The sequence below is a fragment of the Paenibacillus favisporus genome, assembly GCF_040545415.1.
GTDB classification, from domain to species: Bacteria; Bacillota; Bacilli; order Paenibacillales; family Paenibacillaceae; genus Paenibacillus_AQ; species Paenibacillus_AQ favisporus.
In genome coordinates, this window is sequence record NZ_JBEPLV010000001.1 from 1,184,301 (window position 1) to 1,207,395 (window position 23,095).

18 protein-coding genes are annotated in these 23,095 nt (G+C 51.6%); all 18 read left to right on the plus strand.

Features of this window, described 5'->3' with window-relative positions; translation table 11 throughout:
- The first annotated feature begins 140 nt into the window (after positions 1-140).
- The 18 genes from ABID47_RS05580 (at position 141) to ABID47_RS05665 (ending at position 23,095) form a co-directional block, all read left to right on the plus strand.
- Entirely contained in the window at positions 141-1,121 is a 981-nt protein-coding gene (locus ABID47_RS05580) for an aldo/keto reductase (protein WP_354495201.1), read from the plus strand.
- 184 nt (positions 1,122-1,305) lie between these two features.
- On the plus strand, positions 1,306-3,561 hold the full coding sequence (locus ABID47_RS05585) for an excinuclease ABC subunit UvrA (RefSeq protein ID WP_354495202.1): 2,256 nt from the start codon (positions 1,306-1,308) through the stop codon (positions 3,559-3,561).
- A gap of 209 nt (positions 3,562-3,770) precedes the next feature.
- Positions 3,771-4,655 (plus strand): YwqG family protein, encoded by an 885-nt coding sequence (locus ABID47_RS05590; protein WP_354495203.1) that lies wholly within the window; start codon positions 3,771-3,773, stop codon positions 4,653-4,655.
- Between the two features lie 204 nt (positions 4,656-4,859).
- The gene (locus tag ABID47_RS05595; protein WP_354495204.1) at positions 4,860-5,156 is read left to right on the plus strand and encodes a putative quinol monooxygenase; all 297 of its coding nucleotides are present in this window, start codon (positions 4,860-4,862) and stop codon (positions 5,154-5,156) included.
- 166 nt (positions 5,157-5,322) lie between these two features.
- Entirely contained in the window at positions 5,323-6,294 is a 972-nt protein-coding gene (locus ABID47_RS05600; protein WP_354495205.1) for a helix-turn-helix transcriptional regulator, read from the plus strand.
- Between the two features lie 74 nt (positions 6,295-6,368).
- Positions 6,369-6,785, plus strand: coding sequence for a RidA family protein (locus ABID47_RS05605; RefSeq protein WP_354495206.1), 417 nt, complete (start codon positions 6,369-6,371; stop codon positions 6,783-6,785).
- Between the two features lie 289 nt (positions 6,786-7,074).
- Entirely contained in the window at positions 7,075-7,806 is a 732-nt protein-coding gene (locus ABID47_RS05610; RefSeq protein ID WP_354495207.1) for an AzlC family ABC transporter permease, read from the plus strand.
- Positions 7,797-8,123 (plus strand): AzlD domain-containing protein, encoded by a 327-nt coding sequence (locus ABID47_RS05615; RefSeq protein ID WP_076164501.1) that lies wholly within the window; start codon positions 7,797-7,799, stop codon positions 8,121-8,123. The genes ABID47_RS05610 and ABID47_RS05615 overlap by 10 nt, the downstream gene beginning before the upstream one ends.
- A 335-nt stretch (positions 8,124-8,458) precedes the next feature.
- Positions 8,459-10,213 carry a sensor histidine kinase gene (locus tag ABID47_RS05620; protein ID WP_354495208.1) on the plus strand — a complete coding sequence of 585 codons (1,755 nt, stop codon included), beginning with the start codon at positions 8,459-8,461 and terminating at the stop codon, positions 10,211-10,213.
- Positions 10,210-11,895: a response regulator gene (locus ABID47_RS05625; RefSeq protein WP_354495209.1), complete on the plus strand. Its 1,686-nt coding sequence runs from the start codon at positions 10,210-10,212 to the stop codon at positions 11,893-11,895. The genes ABID47_RS05620 and ABID47_RS05625 overlap by 4 nt, the downstream gene beginning before the upstream one ends.
- 212 nt (positions 11,896-12,107) lie before the next feature.
- On the plus strand, positions 12,108-13,772 hold the full coding sequence (locus tag ABID47_RS05630; RefSeq protein WP_354495210.1) for an extracellular solute-binding protein: 1,665 nt from the start codon (positions 12,108-12,110) through the stop codon (positions 13,770-13,772).
- A 22-nt stretch (positions 13,773-13,794) separates the two neighbouring features.
- The gene (locus ABID47_RS05635) at positions 13,795-14,691 is read left to right on the plus strand and encodes an ABC transporter permease (RefSeq protein WP_354495211.1); all 897 of its coding nucleotides are present in this window, start codon (positions 13,795-13,797) and stop codon (positions 14,689-14,691) included.
- Positions 14,692-14,707: 16 nt separating this feature from the next.
- Positions 14,708-15,592 (plus strand): carbohydrate ABC transporter permease, encoded by an 885-nt coding sequence (locus ABID47_RS05640; protein ID WP_354495212.1) that lies wholly within the window; start codon positions 14,708-14,710, stop codon positions 15,590-15,592.
- A gap of 7 nt (positions 15,593-15,599) precedes the next feature.
- On the plus strand, positions 15,600-18,284 hold the full coding sequence (locus ABID47_RS05645; RefSeq protein ID WP_354495213.1) for a glycosyl hydrolase: 2,685 nt from the start codon (positions 15,600-15,602) through the stop codon (positions 18,282-18,284).
- Positions 18,268-20,697, plus strand: coding sequence for an alpha-L-rhamnosidase-related protein (locus ABID47_RS05650; RefSeq protein ID WP_354495214.1), 2,430 nt, complete (start codon positions 18,268-18,270; stop codon positions 20,695-20,697). The genes ABID47_RS05645 and ABID47_RS05650 overlap by 17 nt, the downstream gene beginning before the upstream one ends.
- Entirely contained in the window at positions 20,694-21,494 is an 801-nt protein-coding gene (locus ABID47_RS05655; protein WP_354495215.1) for a sugar phosphate isomerase/epimerase family protein, read from the plus strand. The genes ABID47_RS05650 and ABID47_RS05655 overlap by 4 nt, the downstream gene beginning before the upstream one ends.
- Positions 21,495-21,507: 13 nt before the next feature.
- Positions 21,508-22,488, plus strand: a complete 981-nt coding sequence (locus ABID47_RS05660; RefSeq protein ID WP_354495216.1) for a DUF6528 family protein — start codon at positions 21,508-21,510, stop codon at positions 22,486-22,488.
- A 109-nt stretch (positions 22,489-22,597) separates the two neighbouring features.
- On the plus strand, positions 22,598-23,095 hold the full coding sequence (locus ABID47_RS05665; RefSeq protein ID WP_354495217.1) for a DinB family protein: 498 nt from the start codon (positions 22,598-22,600) through the stop codon (positions 23,093-23,095).

The following is a 23,095-nucleotide window of genomic DNA, read 5'->3' on the forward strand; positions in this document are numbered from 1 at the left end:
AAAAATAATGAACAATCTCGACAAATCCGTTCAGTATTAAACAAATCCCGTATATTTAACAATTGCATGTTCGCTCATGGGAATTATAATGGAAGTCGACGATTAGGGCTTACATAACAACTGAAACGGAGGCCTGATTTATGGATTACATGAAGCTCGGTAATACGGGTATGGATGTCTCGCGGATATGCCTTGGTTGTATGAGCTTCGGCGAAGTGCAGCCGGGAGGGCATCAATGGGTGCTTGATGAGGAGCAAAGCCGCCTGATCATTAAAAGGGCGCTCGAGCTCGGGATCAACTTTTTTGATACAGCGAATGTTTATTCCGGGGGAACCAGCGAAGAGATCACTGGACGCGCATTAAAGGATTATGCGAATCGGGACGAGATTGTCCTCGCTACCAAGGTCTGGGGGCGCATGCATCCAGGCCCCAACGGTGGGGGGCTCTCCCGGAAGGCGATTATGAGCGAAATCGATAAAAGCCTGAAAAGACTAGGCACCGACTATGTAGATCTCTACATCATCCACCGCTGGGATTACAACACGCCGATTGAAGAAACGATGGAAGCCCTGCATGATGTAGTGAAGGCCGGAAAGGCAAGATATATCGGTGCTTCCGCCATGTATGCGTGGCAGTTTCAAAAGGCGCTGTATACGGCAGAGAAGCATGGCTGGACGCGCTTTGTCTCCATGCAAAATCACCTGAACCTCATTTATCGCGAAGAGGAACGGGAGATGATGCCGCTGTGCAAGGATCAAAAAATAGCGGTGACCCCTTACAGTCCTTTAGCATCGGGAAGGTTGATCCGCGATTGGTCGGAAACGACGCACAGATCGGAGACCGATCAAGTCCAAAAATCCAAGTACGATGCGACGGCGGATGTAGACCGGCTGGTCGTTGAGCGAGTGGCCTCGATTGCAGAGAAACGCGGTGTACCCCGTATCCATATCGCGCTAGCCTGGCTGCTGCAAAAGGAATCGGTAGCTGCTCCAATCATAGGGGCGACGAAAATCGGCCAGGTTGAAGATGCTGTAGGTGCGCTTTCCGTTAAATTATCTCCGGAAGAGATTGCATTTCTGGAAGAACCGTATGTTCCGCATCCGGTTGTCGGAGCGCAGTGAAAAAAAGAAAAGGCAGCTCACTTGCTGAGCTGTCTTTTTTTGTGTGGATCAGCGGGTTGTTCCATTTAATTAAGACTATTTAATTAAGACTATCTTTTGCACGATTCATAGACTTTCTTTGGGCAATGAATGGTACAATACGAATGGAATAATAGAAATGATCATGAACGGAAGGATGTTAGCCATGAGCGAATCGAGTCAGGAATATATCGTCATCTCGGCTGCGAGGGAAAACAATCTCAAAAACGTTTCCCTGCAAATACCCAAACGGAAAATTTCGATATTCACCGGGGTATCCGGATCAGGCAAATCATCGATCGTTTTCGATACGATTGCCGCAGAATCTACGCGATTGTTGAATGAGAATTTCAGCATGTTTGTACGGACGTTCCTGCCCAAATATCCGCAGCCGGATGCGGATGCGATCGAAAACCTGAGCATGGCTGTCATAGTCGATCAGAAGCGGCTGGGCGGAGGGTCCCACTCCACAATGGGAACCATTACCGATATTTCCCCCATACTCCGGCTGCTTTTCTCCAGAGTGGGTCAGCCTTATGTTGGAGGGGCGAACATGTTCTCGTTTAACGATCCGCAAGGCATGTGTCCCGAATGTAACGGAATTGGCCGCAGCCTCGGGGTCGACATGAGCAAAGCGGTGGATATGTTCAAGTCGCTCCGGGAAGGGGCCATTATGCTGCCGGGATATACGGTGGACGGATGGGAATGGAACATGCTCATCCAGTCGGGCTCCTTTGATCCGGATAAGAAGCTCAGCGACTATTCGGATGAAGAATTGGATCAGCTGCTGTATGGCAAGGCACGGAAAGTGAAGATGGATTTCGCAGGTAAGGCAACCAATATTACCGTCGAAGGCGTCATTGAGAAGTTCACCAACAAATATATCAAACAGGACGTGAAAACGAAGTCCGAACGCACGCAGCAGACCGTTGCTCCGTTCATGACCGAGGGGCCCTGCTCCAGCTGTCACGGCGCAAGGCTTAGTCAAGCGGCGCTGGGCTGCAAAATTAATGGACACAACATCGCGGAGCTGTCTTCCATGGAAGTCGGGCATCTTATTCGCGTGATTCGGGAGATTGACGATGCCGCGGCAGCGCCGATGGTCAAGTCGCTGACGGAACGGCTGCAGCATCTGGTGGATATCGGCCTTGATTACTTGACGCTGGACCGTGAGACAGATACTTTATCCGGCGGAGAGTCGCAGCGCGTCAAAATGGTCAAGCACCTGAGCGGAAGCCTGGTGGATGTCACTTATATTTTCGACGAGCCCAGTGTCGGACTTCATCCTCGCGATGTGCACCGGTTAAATGAACTGCTTCAGAAGCTGCGCGACAAAGGCAACACGGTGCTGGTGGTTGAGCATGATCCCGATGTCATCAAAGTAGCGGATCATATCGTCGACGTCGGACCCCATGCCGGCAGCCGCGGAGGAACCATCGTCTATGAAGGAAGTTACTCCGGTCTGTTGGAATCCGGCACATTGACGGGTACTCATATGAGGCGTCAGCTCCAGCTCAAGCAAGATTGCAGGCAGCCATCCGGCAAGCTTTCCATCCGGAATGCCAATCTGCATAACTTGCAGAACGTGAATGTCGATATACCATCCGGGGTTCTGAACGTTATAACCGGCGTCGCCGGCTCTGGGAAAAGTACCCTAATTAACGATGTATTCCTCAGTCAGCATCCGGACGCCATCGTCATCGACCAATCGGCAATCGGCGTGTCGACACGCTCGAACCCTGCGACCTACACAGGCATACTGGATGATGTGCGCAAGGCGTTTGCTTCCGCGAACAAGGTGAGTCCAAGCTTATTCAGCTTTAACTCCAAGGGGGCCTGCGAGAATTGCCAAGGGCTGGGCGTAGTGTACTTGGATCTTTCGTTCTTCGAAAGCGTGAAGCTGCCATGCGAAGTCTGCGGAGGGAAACGATTTAAGGAAGAAGTGCTCGAATACAAGCTGAATGGCAAGTCCATAGCCGAAGTACTTGAGATGACGGTCGAGCAGGCTTTGGAATTTTTCCAGATCAAAGAGGTTGTCCGCAAACTCCAGGCCATGAACGATGTGGGGCTGAACTATATCACCCTCGGCCAGCCGCTCAGCACGCTCTCTGGCGGGGAATGCCAGCGTATCAAGCTGGCTAGCGAGCTGCATAAGAAAGGCAGCATCTACGTGATGGACGAGCCGACGACCGGCCTGCATATGTCGGATATCGGCCACCTGCTTGAGATCATGAACCGCCTGGTGGATGCCGGAAACACGGTGATCGTCATTGAGCATAACCTGGAAGTGATCAGCCAAGCGGATTGGATCATCGATATGGGACCGGACGGAGGCAGCAAGGGCGGACAGGTGGTGTTCGAAGGCACGCCGCAAGAGATTATCCACGCGGAGCAGTCGATCACGGGAAAATACTTGAGGTAACCATCCAATAAACAAACGTGAACGTAAAAACCTATACTACCTTCTGATAAAGCCGCGATTTACGTGGCTTTATCAGATATATGAATGTATTAAGCCCGGAGACAGGGCTTCCTGAGAAGTTTGTTTTCGGGATAAAATCAAAGTTATTCTGCAACGGCTTGATCATAAGGTATTCAAATAACATCACAACAATGAGGAGGTGGAAATCGATGTTAAGTAAGAACAACGAAAATAAACTAAAGCAGATTGTCCAGGAACAGCAATTCGGGCATGCATCAGACTATCTAATGGATACCGTGCGCCAAGGCATTCGTTTGAGCAAAAGTGGGGTAGAAGATTACAAGGCAGTTGGAAGCTCCCGCATTGGTGGTGATCCGGATCTTCCGGCTGATGTGGAATGGCCTGTGGATTCAAAGGGAACTCCCATGACGTTCCTGGCCCAGCTTAGGCTGCGTGAGCTGATGGATTATGATGAAGCTTCCCGATTTCCGGCAAACGGCGCGCTTTATTTTTTCATTGGAATCGATGAACCGGCTTATGACATTGAGCATAAAGTGCTCTATTTGCAGGAGGAGCAGCTTCAAGCAGCGCAGCGGCGGCATGCACCGGAAGTGACGGCACTGGAAGACGCATTTACGGGTTACAAGGTGTCGGCAAGGTCCACCCTGGAGCCGCCTAATTACGGTTATGTGGATTACGAGCAGGTGGAAGACGATGAGCATGATTACGAACATTACGAGGAGCTTTGCTTCGAACTGACCGGATACACCTCTAATGACCTGGCGATGATGTTCGGCTATCCCGAAACCCAGCATGGCGATTGCGAATACGAAGCGGCACTGAAGCTGCTGACCGGCGAAAAATACAACTATTCCGAAACGGAGGCGCTGAAGCAGATCACTCGGCACCTGAACGGTGACCCGGATCGGGCGCAGCAGGAAATCAGGGATACCCTGTTGCTGTTAGCACTAGATTCGGACGATGATGTAGGTTTTTGCTGGTGGGATGCCGGCGAACTGCAGTTTTTCATCCGGAATGAAGATTTGCTGGCCGGCAATTTTGATCGTACATACTGCTCCCTTTATTCGAGCTAGGGTGCAGCGGTTCGAGTAGAAAAAAGCATGGAAGCTCGGAAGTAATGACCCAATCCTACCTGCAGAAGGCTGCGCACGTCGATGCCTAAAGATTTTAACGATGAGGAAATGGCAAATTTGAAGGATATGCTTACCCGATTGCAGTAATAATATAAGCCAATACTGAATAAGCACTATAAAACATCAAGGAAGGAAGTACACATCATGATCATCGTTCATGCCAAACTTGACATCTTGCCGGAGCAAGAGGAACGCTTTTTGAAGGAAGCCGCTAGCCTGCTTGCTGCTACCAGAGCGGAAGAGGGTAATATCAGCTATGAATTGTTCAAATCCGTGGAGCAAGAGCACTATTATACCATGGTGGAGATTTGGAAGGATTTTGGAGCCGTTCAGGCGCATAACAGCAGCGACCATTTCCAGGCATTCGTGCAGACGGCCAAAATGCTGCTGGCTTCTCCAATGGAGTTGAAAGTTTTTCAGGGCGAGCCTGTGCAGGCTTAACGAAAGCGAATTGAACTAATCCCTAATCTCCCCAATTGGAGGTTGGGGATTTTTTGTTATCTGTTAAATGTCATTCAGTAGAAGTCCCTTATATAAAGACTCTTCCTCCGCACCCATTTCAAAGGTATACTTTTGGAAGAATACGGTTTGGAAGGAGTACCTCATCTTGGCAAAATGGGATAACATGCTGGCCATCCTTTGGATGCTTAAATCCAGAAAAAAGCTGACCGCCGCGCAAATAGCGGATCAATTGGAGATCAGCGTTCGGACGGTTTACCGCTATATCGATGCATTAAGCGTCAGCGGCGTTCCGATTGTTGCTGATTCAGGGCATGACGGAGGGTTCTATATATTGGAGACCTTCAAGGAAACGCCTTTATTTTTTCGGTCGGTAGAACTCAAGGCGATCGTAGACGCATCGAAGTTCGCGAAGGGTGTCGGGTATCCGTATACGGATGAACTCGAGCAAGCGCTGGAAAAAATTGAACACAGTTTGAATGAAGAACAAATGCTGGATCTGCAGCGTCTGACGAGCGGCTTCAGTGTCATCTCTTCCGCGTCCCATCCGGGTATTGTTCCTATGCTCCGGCAGTTGGAGCAGGCGATTTTGGACGGACAGACGCTTCTCATCGCTTACCGTAAAGAAAACTCCGATTCGGCCAAAGATCGGAGTATCGATCCCTATGGGTTGACCTTACGCAGAAACGAATGGTATCTCATCGCATTCTGCCACCAATCTTCCGAAATTCGGACTTTCCGTGTGGACCGGATCGAGAGTGTATTCCGGACGGAAGCCTTTTTCACCACGCCGGAGAACTTCTCGACAGAGGACTATTTCCGCGAACAATCGCACAAGGAGCGAGAAGCGGAAGGACCGATGGTGTTAATCCGAATTGAAGGAGATACGAGGAGTCTGGATGCGATATGCAGCCACTGGCATATGCATCACTATTTGACGGAACGTACCGACGCCGAAGCGCGGTTCCTCATCGACACCCCAACGATTGACAAATATCTTCCGAGATATCTGCTTACCTTTGGAACGAGCATCCGGGTGTTGGAGCCGATCGCGTTGAAAAATCAAATCAAAGCAATGGCCTGTCAAATCGCCGAGCTGTATGCGGAAGATGAAAATTGAACTTCACTGACGGGGGCTGTCAGTGAAGATGCCTATAATGAATGTAAACCATGAAACTTGAAGGAGGAAGATGAATGTCTACATTCAGAATGGAGCATAAAAACCCGGAGGGATTATTCCAATCCAAAGCGTTCAGTCAGGCGATTACCGTAAGCGGAAAGGCAAAAACAATTTATATCGGTGGGCAAAATGCCGTTAATGCGTCAGGCGAACTTGTTGGACCCGGTGATTTGGAAGTACAGACCAAGCAGGCGCTGCATAATATCGCAACGATTCTAGCATCTGAAAATGCAAGTTTCGCCAATTTGGTTAAACTCAATATTTATTTAGTCAGCGGAAGCGATCCCCGAGTTGGTTACAAAGCATTTCAGGAGATAGCGGGTGAATTAGAACATCCTCCTTTGGTCACGGTTCTATTTGTTTCGGAATTCGCCCGCCCATCCGTTCTCCTTGAAATCGACGGCATTGCTGTCATCGAAGATAACGATTAAGCAGCGGATGATTCAGACTCCGGCTCCATTTCGTACTGGGTACGAAGGGGGGCCGGTTTTTTTGATTTTGCTTGGGTTACAGGATCAATAGAACAGAGGCAGGATAGCCCGAATGGAATCTGAAATTATATCAACTTCATCCGCACCCGATATATTGTGTGTTATAATGTACAAAAAGGATGGTATAACGCACGAATTGGCCGGCCTGTGACCACACTTAGAGACGCATCGTTATTTTATTTTCCGGCTCAACAACGAACAACACCGAAAAGAATAGAGGATAAAAGACGTGACAGAGAATGTTCAACTCCATCAACAAGAAATCGAAGTGAAAGAAGACAGCTTGCTGCAGGGGATCAGAGACTGCATCCCCACACTGCTGGGTTACTTAAGCATTGGATTCGCCGCAGGTGTCGTAGGCAAAACCTCCGGTTTATCCGTCCTCGAGATTACCTTGATGTCCACCTTGATTTATGCCGGTTCGGCACAATTTATAATGGCGGGCATGATTGCGGCGCATGGGTCGGCGGCAGCCATCATTCTTACGGTATTCATCGTCAATTTGCGCCATCTACTGCTCAGCGCAGCTATGTCGCCTTATTTCCGCCACCTGTCCGCATTCAAGACGATGTTAATCGGCACGCTGCTTACAGACGAAACTTTCGGGGTCGCCATGAATAAGGCGATGAATCGCAGCTCCCTCAGTGAAAAATGGATGCACGGCCTTAATATTACCGCATATTTGAATTGGATCATCGCCACCATCGCGGGAGCGTTTTTCGGGAAGTGGATTACCGATCCTGAGAAATACGGCCTTGATTTTGCACTGACCGCCATGTTTATCGGGCTCCTTGTCCTCCAGATGATCAGCAGAAAGATCATCCGGAAAGATCTCATCGTAGCCGTCTGCGCGGTTCTGATCGTGCTCGGAGCGGGCTCCTTTGTATCCGGGAGTGTGGCGGTTATTATAGCAACCATCGTGGCGGCTGCCATTGGAATGGTGGTGGAAAAATGGAAATAAGATGGCACATCCTGCTGGCGATCATGGGCGCCTCCGTCGTCACGCTTCTTCCGCGCGTTCTTCCGCTCGTGTTGCTGAGCCGTATGCAATTGCCTGAGTGGACCATGCGCTGGCTTAATTACGTACCTGTTGCCGTTATGGCGGCATTAATTGCGCAGGAGCTGTTCACGACGGACGGAAAGGTCCATATTTTACAGCATTACGTTGAAATTTTGGCCGCCATCCCTACCTTTGCGACGGCGATCCTGACGCGAAGCTTATTAGGAACGGTAGTGGTAGGCATTCTTTCCTTGATGGTACTCCGGTTTGTGCTGTAAGCGGATGACGCAAAACAGATGCTGCTTCAAAAAGAAAGACTGTCGGTGATCATTTACCGGCAGTCTTTTTTCATGGTCATTCGGTGCATAACCCGGAAAATGCTCCAAATCAGACAACGGAACACGAATGATTATTATGGAGATTTCCGCTCACACAATCTACAATGAAGGCGCAAGTCTCGGATAGCAATAAAACAACCTCCGACATCCACCAGCTGGTATACAGCCGGCGGATGTTTCTTTATCTTTTCTAAATATTCCTGCGGCGATAGAATGAATGTTGAGATCCTAACCATCATTGTCCATGGCGGACAAGCTGAAAAACGGGGGTGCCCATGTCGTTGATCAAACGTCCCAAACTGAGCATTTACTTGAGGCTGGTGCTTACTTTTCTGTTTATCGTGGCTCCTCTCTATGCAGTCAGCGCCCAGATGAACCGGGTCGGACAGAACTCCGTCAAGGAGGAAATCTCCAGCTCCATGCTGGCAAAAGTGCATTTTTACTTGGCTTCGCTGGACCAGGACTTCAGTAAAATGATCAAGCTCGGCAGAGAGTATATTACGGACGATGATATCGGTAAGCTCAGCGTGGCTGCCTCGATCATGCCGGATTACGAGCGGACGAAGGCGATGCTGCGCCTGCAGAAGCAGATGCTGCTCCTGAAGGCATCCAGCAGTTACATTACCAATGCAAGCATTCATATTTCGATGCTGGATCGGACCATCTCATCCAACAATGGTGTGGATATCATCCCCAAGGATGAATTCAACGTGCTGAGCACATCGGAACAACGGGGGTATTCGCCGTTTATCGCCTGGAAAAACCGCTTGTTTATCAGTATGCCTTACCCCGAAAACATTCTGTCCGAAGAAGAACCCTCTTATCTCGTCGATATAGAAATTGATCAAAAGGAGATCGTCAAGGCGCTGGGCGACATGATTGACAACGCTCAAGGCGGCGCCCTGCTGATCGACGACCGCAACCAATGGAGCCTCTCGAGCCTGCATCGTCCTGAGACGGAAACGGGCTTGCGTGATTGGGTTACGGGTAAAATCAGCTCCGGGTCCAAGAAAGGAGTAGAGTCGATTGAAATCGGATCGAAAGTCTATTTTATCAGTTATGAGCACTCCTCGACCATGAATGCTGTCCTTCTGACCTATTTGCCTCAGGACAGCGTGCTGGGACCTTTGAATACCTACCGGTTCTGGTTTCGCCTTTTTTCCATCATCTCGATTTTTATCATTGCCTATTTCTCCTACATCATTTATCGATTGATACATCAGCCATTGCGGACTTTGGTGAAGGCATTTCGCTCGGTCGAACACGGGAATTTCAACCATGTGGTTTCCTACCGTTTCAAGGATGAATTCTCATACCTTTACATTCAATTTAATGCAATGCTGGAACATATCCGCGTGTTGATTCACGAAGTGTACGAGCAGAAATACCGGGCAAAGGTGTCGGAGTTCCGGCAGCTGCAGTCGCAGATTAACCCCCACTTTTTATACAACAGCTTCTTTACACTCTCACGCATTGCCAAAAACGAGGATTACGAAGGCGTGACCACGTTCGCTCAATACTTGGGGCAATACTTCCAATTCGTCACGCGCGACGGCGACGGGGAAGTGACGCTCGAGGCGGAGTGGATGTTTGTCAAGACGTACGTCGATATTCAATCCTTCCGGTTTTCGAACCGTATTTCCGTACAGCTGGGTGAGCTGCCGTCTGCTTACAAGAAGCGGGAAGTTCCAAGGCTGATTCTTCAGCCGATCGTCGAAAATGTGTATAACCATGGGCTGGTGAACAAAAAGAAGGACGGCATGATCGAAATCACCTTTGAGGACGCCGCCAATGGGATTGTGATCGCTGTGGAGGATAATGGGGACGAATTGACGGATGAACGTTTAAGAGAGCTGCAGTCCAAGCTTGGGACGGGGCAACCCCCGCTTGAGACGACGGGACTGGTCAATGTCCATCGAAGAATTCAAATTAAATTCGGTGATCGCTATGGTCTCCGGATGTCGAGAGGCAAGCTGGGCGGGTTAAGGGTCGAAATGACAATTCCTTCGGAGGGTGAGGACAGAATATGAATCGTTTGCTGATCGTTGATGACGAACCCATTATCGTTGACGGAATCTATCGTCTTCTGCAAGAGGAAGAAGAACTGCAATTGGATCTGCACCGCGCTTATGGCGGAGATGAAGCCTTGGAGAAGCTGAATGCGATCCGGTTTGACATCGTGCTGTCGGATATATGGATGCCCGGGATGACCGGCCTTGAGCTGCAGGAGCATATCAACGAGAGATGGCCGGCCTGCAAAATCATTTTTCTGACCGGGCACCCGGATTTCAATTACGCGCAGACGGCCATTCGCAATCAGTGCATGGATTACATTCTCAAGACCGAAAGCGACGAAACGCTGCTGCGCAGCGTCCGAAAGGCGATCGAGCTGCTGCAAACCGAACGAATGAATGCCGGATTTCTCGATAAAGCTTCGGAGCAGTTTCAGCTAGCCGTACCGGCGCTGCAGAGAGAAATTCTTCAAGGATTTTGCGAAGGAATCCAGCCGCTGAAATCGCTGAAGCCCGAGCTGCTGAAGAGTTTATCCATTCCACTTACGCTTGACGGGAAGGTCATGCTGGTTATGGGGAGGGTCGACCGCTGGCCCATTCAAATGACAAAGGCTGCGGATAAAGCGCATATGATGTTTGCCATCCATAATATTGCGAAGGAATACCTGTCTTCCTGTGCGCTTCAATCCGTCGATGTAGAGCATAACCGCTTTTTCTGGCTGATCCAGCCTAAGGTGCTGTTGGAATGCGGTTCAACCCATGCAGCAGCCCCTGAGGACGAATGGTCCCGAACGATCAGGTTTGTTCATGGCACCCTGGAAATGATCCAATCGACGAGCCTGGAGCTGTTGAAGATTCCTCTTTCACTGGCGGCTGCTAAAGAAGGGGTGGAATGGAGAGAAATCCCGGCCCGATATCAGAAGCTGCGCGCAGGCCTTAGCCGCGGGCTGGGAATCGGCCAGGAGACCATCCTGATCGAAGGCCAGCAATCGGGAGATTTTTCGGTGGACGAAAGTGAAATTCAGAAGCAAACGATACGTCAATTGGTTCGAAAATGGTCGGGGAACGACTACGTCTCCGAAGAGGAGAAGCAGGAAATGCATAAGCTGCTTTCCTTACTGTCCGGTATGATGGACCCGTTTTACGAGGATGTTGGTTTTTTTCTCGAAATTTACTACGCCATCGCTTCGCATCTGTTGACTCAATTGAACCGGTGGGCTGTGGATCATGCGGCGCTAGAGGAAGTAGAGATGGACCGGGTGTCTCATTATCAGCTGCACGCGACCAGAAAAGACGCATTCCATTATTTGATTCATGCGGCACTGCGACTGATCGAAGCGCGTGATGATGAGAAAAAGGAGCATACGAATCAAGTGGTATCCAGGTTGAACCGCTATGTGGAAGAACATCTGGACTCCGACTTGTCCCTGACGACGCTCTCGGATCTTGTACATCTGAATCCCTATTATATGTCGAGATTGTACAAACAAATGACCGGCGTGAATTTGCCTGATTATATCACCGACGAACGGATCAAAAAAGCAAAAGAACTGGTCGTCGAATCCCATTTGAAGATGCATGAAATATGCAAAAAAGTAGGGTTTGAATCCCCTGCCTATTTTACACGGATTTTTAAAAAGAAAACGGGCAGTACGCCCCAGGAGTTCAGAGAAAAGCACCAGCCGACCAGATTTAAATAATTGATGCAGCTGGTGTTTCGCAGCAGTGCTCCAAGTCGTGCAATTCGAGCAAGTAATGTGCAATTCTTATTATGGGATGGCTAAATACGTCACTTTATAATATGGGTAAGGCCTAGAATCACCGGTCGACAGACCGCTTGTCCAGAGCTCGGCAAGTGGTAACCCGTGGATCACGAGGGCTGAAAAGCGATAACAGAAATGGGAGGGTACTCATGAAGTCAGTCAAAGCTATGCTGGCGCTTCTCGCGGTCAGCTCGATGATTGTCGTATCGGCCTGCGGTTCTTCCACAAACGAATCTTCGGATACCAAGCCAGATGCCGGCTCGGATAAGGCTGCTTCCACAGCAGCTTCTGCAGGGCCGCTCAGCAAGTACACGTCGCCAATCGAAGTGACTACGGTGAGAACCGCGGATGCTTCGGTAAAGTTTGCCGGCAGCGATACCCTTGAGAATAACGAGTGGACCCGTGCCTATAAGGACGAACTTGGCATCAATCTGAAATTTAAATGGATCGCTACCAGCGGTGATGATGCGACCCAGAAAATGAACGTCATGATTGCATCAGGAGATCTTCCCGACATTATTCCGGTTAACGCAAATCAGCTCAAACAATTGGTAGACGCCGATATGGTCGAAGATTTGTCGAGTGTTTATGAAAAGTATGCAACTCCGCTGGCCAAACAATTTATGGATGGTGCACAGCTCGATTCCGCCAAATTTGATGGTAAGCTGATGGCCATTCCGAATACGAACTCGTCCATTGATGGAGCGAACGTCCTTTGGGTTCGGACCGACTGGCTCAAGAAGCTGAAGCTGCCGGAGCCAAAAACGATGGATGACGTCTATACAATCGCAGAGGCCTTTGCCAAGCAGGATCCTGATGGAAACGGAAAAAACGACACCTTCGGACTGGGGATCAACAAGGGCATCGTCGGCGGCGGCATCATGGGTCTTGGCGGCTTCTTTAACGGTTTCCATGCTTATCCCGGAGCGTGGATTAAGGATAGTTCCGGCAGCTTAGTCTATGGTTCCATCCTGCCTGAGACAAAGGCGGCGCTGCTGAAGCTGCAGGAAATGTACAAAGCGGGGCTGCTGGATAAGGAGTTTGGCGTGAAGGATGGAAACAAGACGGGCGAGGATGCGGTTGCAGGAAAAATCGGGCTGTATTACGGAGCGATGTGGAATCCGATCAATCCGCTCCAGAAAGGTAAAGACCTGGATCCGCAGATGGAGTGGGAGGCCTACAAAATCGTCTCCGTTGATTCCGATCCGGCAAGGCCGCAAGTCGGAAATCCGGTATTTGCGTATTATGCAGTCAAAAAAGGCGCCAAAAATCCCGAAGCGGTCATGCAGATGGTCAACTTGTTTATCGAGAAGGGTTGGGGTGAGAAGGCGGATTTCAGCCACTTCTTCAGTTCCCCGGATGGCATCGAGCTGTTTAAGCATGCGCCATTCAATGCCTGGTCTCCAACGAAAAACCTGGATGTTCACCTGTCTGTCATCGAGAGCTTAAAAACCGGGGACACATCCAAGCTGAATGGAGAACAACTGACGACTTACGAGAAGATCAAGCAATTTAATAACGGTGACAATAAGCAATGGAATCAGGCGAGGGTGTTCGGCGATTCCAGCTCATTCGCGGTCATCAACCAGTATCAAAAGGAAAACCTGCCGCTCATGAACGAGTTTTTCGGAGCACCGACCGAGAGCATGGGGGACAAGAAAGCGACACTGGACAAAATGGAACTGGAGACATTTACCAAGGTTATTATGGGCGAACCGATCAGTGCGTTCGATAAATTTGTCGAGGATTGGAAAAAGCTTGGCGGAACCGATATGACCAACGAAGTTAATGACTGGGCCAAATCGGTCAAGTAATCAAAGAAGGGCAGGCGATGAAATGACATTCAAGAAATGGAGGCATGAACTGCCGCTTCACTTTATGCTTCTGCCGGCGCTTGTCCTCCTTGCCGTGTTCAGCTATTGGCCGATGGTAGGCATCGTCATCGCGTTTCAGAAATTTTATCCGAATAAGGGCTTTTTCGGATCGGAATGGGTCGGCTTGGACAATTTTCTCTACGTGTATCATCTTCCCGGTATTTCCCAAATCGTATTCAACACGATCTTTATTGCCGTCATGAAAATTATCGCAGGCCTTGTGGTTCCGATCACGGTAGCGCTCCTTCTGAATGAAATGGCGAGAGAGAAGATCAAGCGGATGATCCAGACGCTCATCTATTTGCCTCACTTTTTGTCATGGGTCATCTTGGGAGGCGTTTTGATCGATGTGTTGTCGCTGAAGGGGATTCTCAATCAGTTTCTCGGCTGGTTAGGAATGGATCCGGTTTATTTTCTGGGCGACAATCACTGGTTTCCGTATGTGCTGGTTGCCACGGATACGTGGAAGGACTTTGGCTTCGGTACGATTGTATATTTGGCAGCGCTTACCGGAATTGATCAGTCGCTGTACGAAGCGGCAGAGATCGACGGTGCAAGCCGTTGGCGGCAGACACTGAACATTACGATCCCCGGTATTTTGCCGGTCGTCGTCCTGATGACGACGCTAAGTCTGGGAAATGTGCTGAATGCCGGATTCGATCAGGTGTTCAATCTGTACAGTCCGCAGGTGTATGAAAGCGGGGATATCATCGATACATTCGTATACCGGATCGGATTGATCGATGCGCAATACAGCGTGGCGACGGCCGTAGGCTTGTTCAAATCCGTGGTGTCGCTTGTGCTGATCTCTTCATCATACCTGTTGGCTTACCGGTTTGCCGGATACCGGATCTTTTGACGGAGGAGGGGACTTCATGGTTCGAAAACGGGGGATCGGCCGCACCTTGTTTGTGGCTTTCAATTACACGTTTCTTCTCGCTATCTCCGTCCTGTGCCTGCTGCCGCTTGTTCACGTGCTTTCGGTATCATTTAGCTCCAGTGCAGCGGCGATGGGCGGATTGGTCAAATTATGGCCGGTTCAATTTACGCCGAATGCTTACGAATACGTATTGAAAAAGCCTGAATTCCTAACTGCATTATGGATCACGTTGAAACGTGTCGTGCTTGGCGTATCCATCAGCATGTTTCTCACCATTTTGACCGCATATCCGCTGGCAAAAGAGAAATCGAAATTCAAATGGAGAACGATGTACGCGTGGCTGCTCGTCCTGACGATGCTGTTCAACGGCGGCCTCATCCCCTGGTATATGACGATAAAGTCCCTGGGGATGCTCGATTCGATTTGGGCGCTCGTATTACCGGGGGCGGTTCCGGTTTTTAACGTGATCCTGCTGCTGAATTTTTACCGGGGGCTGCCCAAGGAGCTGGAGGAGTCCGCCTTTATGGACGGAGCCGGCCATTGGACGACGCTTTGGCGCATTTATGCGCCGCTGTCATTGCCTGCGCTGGCGACGATCGGGCTGTTCACGATTGTCAGCCATTGGAACAGCTGGTTTGACGGTCTCATCTTGATGAACTCGCCGGAAAACTACCCGCTCCAGAGCTATTTGAGAACGATCATTGTCGGTCAGGACCTCACGATGCTGACTTCAACCGATTTGTCGCTGCTTCAGGATTTATCGGAACAAACGGTGAAAACGGCCCAGATTTTTCTCGGGGCACTGCCGATCATCCTGGTGTACCCGTTCCTGCAGCGCTTCTTTATTAAAGGGATTGTTATGGGCAGCGTGAAAGGATGACGAAACAATGAAAACGAACATGCGTGTACCTGATTCATGGAGCCATCACTTCCTGGAGCCTCCGAAGTTGACGGGAACCTTATTTTGGCTGCATGGGACGGAAAGCCCCGAAGAGCTCCGGAAGACATTCGACTTGGCCGTCGGGTCGGGAATCGGAGAGCTGACGCTGGAGTCGAGACCCCATTGGGACTATCTTGGGCCGAAGTGGTGGTCGGACTTGAAGCTGATTCTGGGATGGTGCCGGGAAGCCGGGGTGAGTGCCTATCTGTTCGATGAAAAATGGTATCCGAGCGGTGTGGCCGGCAATACGATCCAGAAGCTCGACCCGGCGTTTCGGCGTTCGTCGATCCGCCTCCAATATATACGCTACCGCGGGCCGCTGAATCGGGTAAGCCTGATGCCTCCATGGACGCACCGGAGCCGGTCTGTTGTGATAAACGTGTATGCCTACCCGATGTCGGAGGGGGTGATCGGTTACGAGCAGGGTGTTGATTTGACCGAACGCTTGCACCGCCCCGATTCACCGCACATGCACGGGATCGTGCACGGCATCCACTGGGACGTCCCTTCGGGAGAGTGGATCGTCTGCTTTGTCATCGAAGATAAGACCGATAACTACATCGACCCCCTTCACCCGGGAGCCGTGCAAGCTTTCATTGACCGCGTGTATGAATCGTCGAAAAGAGAAGTCGGGGTGTATTTTGGCAATCCGGTCCGAGGTTTTTTCTTTGACGAACCGGCTTATTTCAATCTTGAACAGGAAATACCTTGGGGCTATGAGCTGCGTCGGCGGTTTATTGAAGCGAAAGGATACGATCCGATCCGATTTTTGCCGGCATTATGGCTGAAAGGGGAGAGCAAGGGCAGCGAATGTTTCATTTACGATTACTATGATTTTCTGAATAAAGCATACGCGGATACTTACTGCCGACCGATTCACGAATGGTGCCGCAATCATGGGCTGAAATATATCGGGCATTGGTACGAACACGAAGCGAGCCCGAATCATGGGGAAAGGTACATGTTCCATGAGCGGACCACGGAGGGACCGGGCGACTTTTTTGAAGTTTCCCGGTTTGCAGATGAAGGCGGGATTGACGTCGTTTGCAACCAGATCATTCCGGGCCACCGGAATCGGGATTATTGGGGGCTGCCTAAGCTGGCCAGCTCCGCCGCCCATGTCTATGGCCTGAAAGACGATTTGGCCATGTCGGAGACGTTTGGGGCCTACGGCTGGCATCTGGGCCTTAGGATGATGAAGTGGCTGACCGATTGGCAGGCCGTGCGGGGGGTCAATCATTTTATTCTGCATGCTTTTAACCCGAAGTGGCCCGATCTGGATTGCCCTCCTTATTTTTATGACGGTGGACTAAATCCGCAATGGCCTTATTTTCCGGCCTATATCCAGTATGTGAACCGGCTCTCTTATTTTTTTCGCGAAGGGAGGCATGTCGCATCGCTGCTGCTTCTATATCCAGGGGCTCTCGGCAATGCCGGCGAATCGACCCCGATCGAGGATGTCCAGCAGGTGCTCCAGGAGAATCAATACGACTACGACCTCGTACCACAGGAAGAGCTGCTGCTGTCCCGAATCGCCGGGGGCCGGCTGGAGATACGAAGCGAGAGCTACGCAGCGGTCGTTGTTCCCGGGACGGAGGCCGTAACGGAAGTGCTGCTTCATAAGCTTCATGAGATGGTTCAGTCGGGCGTTCCCGTAATGTTTGTAAACCGTCGACCGACGGGGGTCTTGAAACGGAAGCAGGAAGCAATGCCACGGTCACCGTTCCTGTCAGGGCCGGGCATGCATCTGGCAAGCGACCCGTCCGATCTGCCGGAATTACTTCGCCACAGCGGTATTTCCGCGCAGCTCCCTTTTGAAGGAAGCGGCCGGGAGAACCTGCGCATCCTCCACCGGATCAGGGAGAACCAATCTCTATGGATGGTCAGCAATGAAGATGTAGAAACCGCTGTTGACGGATGGATCCGTCTGCCAGGGGAACCGGATGTAAACGCCCTGCATGCCTGGGAGCCATTGACTGGCGAACGATGGCATCTGCGGTCACGGATTTCACCAGACACGGCTCATGAGCGGGAATTTCACCTGCGGATTCCGCCTTACCGTTCACTGATTCTGATTCCGACTGTTCTCGATGTCCAGGAAGAAGTGCAGGGTCCCGTTCCGGCGGCCTATATCCGCGGCGGGCAGCAAAGCGGTGTCATTGACATAGACAGCGGGCAGATTCACTTTGACTGGCAGGGAGAAGCGAGGCGCGGGTTACCGTCGTGGCTCCGCTTGGATCCTTCTTATTCCGGTACACTGGCATATACCTGGACCATGGATATACCGCCATCCGAGCTGGAGGCTTTGAATCGGGTTATTCTGGATCTCGGTCACGTGGAGGAAATTGCGGAGGTGGAGGTGAACGGCACATCAGCCGGATTCAGCTTTGTTCCGCCATACCGCTTTGATGTGATGCCATGGCTGGCCCCCGGCTTGAACCGGTTTAAGGTATGCGTCACCAATGTCGTATCGAACCTCATGAGCAAGGCGGAAGAACTCGAGGACGCAGGCCCGGATTGGAAAGAGCGCCGTGAACAGTTCTCGATCCCGGAGGATGGCGGGCTTCTCGGACCGGTTCGGCTGGAATTCCATCATACGATTGGAAGTGAACGCAATGGATATCGTCAGTAAACTTACGGATGCTTGGTGGCTATCTGCCCGGGGCTCGGATCCGGATCACGTAAATGAACATAACGCTGCACGCAACGAGGTTGCCTATTTCCGCCGTTCGTTTTCACTGGTCAAACCGGCCACGCTTGTGCTGTCAATCAGCGCCCACAGCCGCTACCGCTTATGGATCAACGGGCAAGCCGTTCTTTCAGGCCCATGCAAGGGGGATCGCTGGCGTCATTACTACGAAACGATTGACGTAAGTTCATACCTGACTGCAGGCGACAATGTCCTTGCCGTAAAAGTGGTGGCATACAGCCCATATGAAGCACAGCCGCCAGGCTGGGGAGGACCCTTCAGCGTAACGTCCAACGCAGCAGGCCCTTGCCTGATCGCCAGCGGACGCTGCGTTGCGGAAGACGGGGAAGTATTGGCGGATCTTGCAACAGGCAAGCGTGGGGACGAATGGCTGGTCTGTTTGGATGACGCGGTTTCCTGGGAAGCGTATGGGCCCACGCATTTTATGGGGGGAATGGAGCGGGTCGATGGCGCGCGGCTGCCTCGTCACTGGAACCTTCCGGGGAGTGCGGAGAACGGGAAATGGCTTATTCCGATCCGAAGATGGAAGGCGGGCGGCAGACCTTACGGCATCATTCCGCCGTTTCCGCTGATGGAGCGTCCCATCCCGCTCCTCTATGAGACGAGTCGCCGGTTCAGGAGTGAAGTTGATGTAAAGAAAGGAAACGGTGAGCTGTTTTCGTTCATTGAAGGCGCAGCGGAGCCGCAGCCGGATGTCATCCCCCCGCATTCGAAGCGGAAGGTAGTTCTTGACGCAGGCGAGCTTACGACAGGTTATATCATCCTCCCCCTGTCTGGCGGGCGGGGCAGCCGGGTTGCACTGTTGTATGCTGAAAGCTTTTCCAAGCACCGGGAAGGCGGCTTCCCGCTAAAGGGCAAGCGGGACGATGCAATGCGGTATGATCTGATCGGGCAGCAGGACGTGTATTTTCCGTCAGGGGGGAGGGAGACTTACGAGCCGTTCTGGTTCCGGACCTTCCGCTTCATGCAAATTGAGGTGGAGACCTGTGACGAGCCATTGGTCATTGACCCCCCGGAGTTCAGGGAAACGGGATATCCGCTGGATGTCCAATCAGCGGCTGTGTCCTCCACCGCCTGGATTCGTCCATTATGGGATGTAAGCGTCAGAACACTGCAGCGATGCATGCATGAAACCTATGAAGATTGCCCTTATTACGAGCAATTACAGTATGCCATGGATACCCGGCTGCAAATTCTTTTCACTTATGCCGTCAGCGGAGACTCCCGCCTGGCTCGCCGGGCCATCGACGATTACCATGCTTCACTGCTGCCGGAGGGGATTCTCCAAGCGCGGTATCCATGCATGGAGTCGCAGGTCATTCCTGCCTTTTCGCTCCATTGGATTCTCATGGTTGAAGATTATTACTGGCAAACCGGTGATCCATCGGTTGCCGTGCGTTACCGGGCCACGATCGACTCGGTTCTGGACTGGTACGACCGCAAGCTCGGGCCGCAGGGACTCGTATACCGGTTAGGCTATTGGGAATTTATCGATTGGGTCGAAGCATGGGATGAACTGAACGGTGCGCCGACGGCGACGCTTACCGGTCCTTCTACGATCCATAATCTCCTGTATGTCTATGCGCTTCAGTCCGCAGCAAGATTAAGCCGACTCGGGAATCGCTTTGAGATTGCACACGAATATGAGGCGCGGGCCGGGCATGTGCTTCAGGCTTTGCAGCAGCTATGTTGGTCGGAATCTTCAGGATTGTACCGTGAAGGTCCCGAATGCGAACAGTACAGCCAGCACGCCCAAGTCTGGGCCGTGCTGACCGGCCTTGCATCTGGAGAGCAGGGACGGCAGTTAATTCGGCGGATGATGGATCGGGATGATCTGCTGCCGTGCTCGTATGCGATGTCTTTTTATTTATTCAGGGCGATAGAAAAGGTAGGACTATACGAAGAAACGGAGCAGATGTGGAAGCCGTGGCGAGACCTGTTGGAACTGAACCTGACCACCTGGCCTGAGGATCCCTTCATGCAGCGCAGTGACTGTCATGGCTGGGGCGCCCTGCCTCTGTACGAATTCACCCGCTGCTTGCTGGGGGTGAGGCCCGAAGCACCCGGCTGGGAAACGATCCGGATCGAACCGCATTGCTTGTCGCTGCAGGATATGCGGGGGCAAGCGATAACCCCCAAAGGAACGGTTCGAGCGAATTGGTTCATCAAGGACGGCGTATTTCATATTACCGGTGAATCGCCGGAAGGTACGCCTCTTCTCATTGCTATGCCAGATGGCAGCAGCTGCAGCATGCCGCAGGGTGGAGCTTTCCGTCTGTCATGCCTTGTTGCTGGAAATTCTGAAACGAGTTTGGATCGGGAGGGAAATGCATGAACCGCAAACCGGGAAATTGGAAGCTGGGCACCTCGTTCAGCCTGGCCAACCCGATCGATTTGAACCAAGCGGCCGAATCTGGAATCCAGTGCATCGAACTGACGTGGCAGCCGCTGGATATTTTCGATCCGGAAGTCAAAATGAAGTGTGATGAGGTGGTAGCTGCTGCCCGGCGTCTGGGAATCGACGTCTGGTCGCTGCACATTCCTTTCGGCACGGCATGGGACCCGTCCAGTCTAGATCAGGACACCCTGGAACAAGTCGTCGCCAAAGTCCGGCAGCTGTTCCGTTATGCTGCGGACTGGGGGATCGGGACGCTGGTATACCACCCTAGCTGGGAACCAGTTCCACCGGAAGAAAGAGCGCTCCGTTTAAAGACTTCCAAACAAACGCTCGCTCTTCTTGCTCAAGAAGCGGCCGCTGGCGGTCTTCGGCTGGCGGCGGAGTGCCTCCCGCGCACTTGTCTCGGGCATTCGGCGGATGAAATGGAGTTTTTGACCGAAGGTAATCCGGAGCTCGGCGTATGCTGCGACGTCAATCATTTGTTTAAGGAAAAACCGCAGCAGTTCATTGAGAAACTGGGCGGACGGATTGTGACGACGCATATTTCGGATAATGACGGAACGGACGAAAAGCATTGGATGCCGGGAACAGGGAACCTGGAATGGAATGAAATCCTTAATGCGTTTGCTGCAGCAGGCTACCGGGGACCCATGATGCATGAAGTCAGAAACCCGGATCCGGAGGCCATCACGGTGAATTGGCATCAAATCCTTGACGCAAGTTCTAAACCATGAGGAGGTTATAAACATGAGTATTCGAAAATTCAGCATCAGGTCCCGTCTGCTGCTTCTGATGATGACCGCGGTAACGTTCACGATGGTGAATCACCATGCTTCAGCCGATCCCGGTCTGCACAAGGATTATTGGATTGCCGTGACGGATCAGGGTTCGGAGGAAATTCGTGTTTACGATCCCGAGAAGGAAGACTGGAACCAGTCTAATGCACTGAAATGGTCTTGGGCGCCCACAGATAAAAACGGTTTTGGCGGACTGCTGCAAGGCTGGGGTCTGCCATCCGACGTGAAGCTGCGGGAAGGTAAAACGGGGGGCAAATTTATGGTTGTGACCGACTCCAGAGGGCTTGCTGCGCTTGTTCCGTATCCTTCGGGCAACAGCAGAGCATGGGGCGTCATCGTAGGCGGTAACCCGCATGCAGCCGAGCTGCTGCCGGACGGCAACGTAGCGGTTGCGGCGAGTGCCGGCGGTTGGGTGCGGGTCTATACGGCTTCGCAGGGAGCCGATTCTTCAACGTATACCGAATTTTCGCTGCCTGGTGCGCACGGTGTGCTGTGGGATCCGGCTCAAGACGTACTGTGGGCCGTCGGCGACTACGATTTAATTGCCCTGAAAGTGCAAGGAACACCGGCAGCGCCTGTTCTGAAGGAGGTTCTCAGAAAGCGGCTGCCCACCAATTGGGGCCACGACCTCTTTGCGGTCTATGGAGATACCGACAAGTTGTGGGTGACCTCCAATACGCAGGTGTATCAGTACAGCAAATCCACGGATTCCTGGTCTGAAGATTATCCGGGGGCCGCTGAGATCAATCACCATTGGGTGAAGAGTGTAGGCAACCAGCCTTCCGGGCAAGTTGTGATGACTAACCAGAAAGAAGGCACAAAGTACACTTGGACCACGGATGCGGTTGACTTGTACCAGCCGGCGGATCAGCGTCTCGTTACAGGCGGAGCCTTCTATAAAGCCCGGATTTGGAATTCGGATTATCAATAAAAATGAATTTGCGGGGAGGAGCCACGAGCTCTTCCCCGCTTTTTATCCTCTCCTTTCCTCTTACTGGGTGTTATAGTATGCTTGTCTTATAAGAAAGGAGAGGGAATTCATGGTAAAACAATTGATCATCGGTGATGCAAAGCATGAGTTGGCCATTACGCGCCGCATCCTGGAACGCCTGCCCGAGGAGCATATGACATGGAAGCCGCATGAGAAATCGATGACGCTTGGCGGACTGACTACGCACCTGATCAACCTGCTGAACTGGCAGGTCGCGATTTTTCTTAGCCCGGAATTGGATCTATCGACCGTGCCGCTCCGGCGGGAAGCTCTGACAAGTCGTCAGGACATCCTGGATGAATTTGATGCAAACGTCGTCAAGCTGGACAAGCTGTTAGACGATTGTGACGAACAAGCGCTTGGCGAGGAGTGGACCTTGCGTAACGGCGACCATATCATCCTTCGCCAACCACGGGCTAACGCTCTTCGTACTTTCGGATTAAGCCATATGATCCATCACCGGGCACAGCTCGGGGTATATTTGCGGCTTCTCGATATTCCGGTACCGGGCCTCTATGGTCCTTCGGCCGACGAAAATGGCCAATAA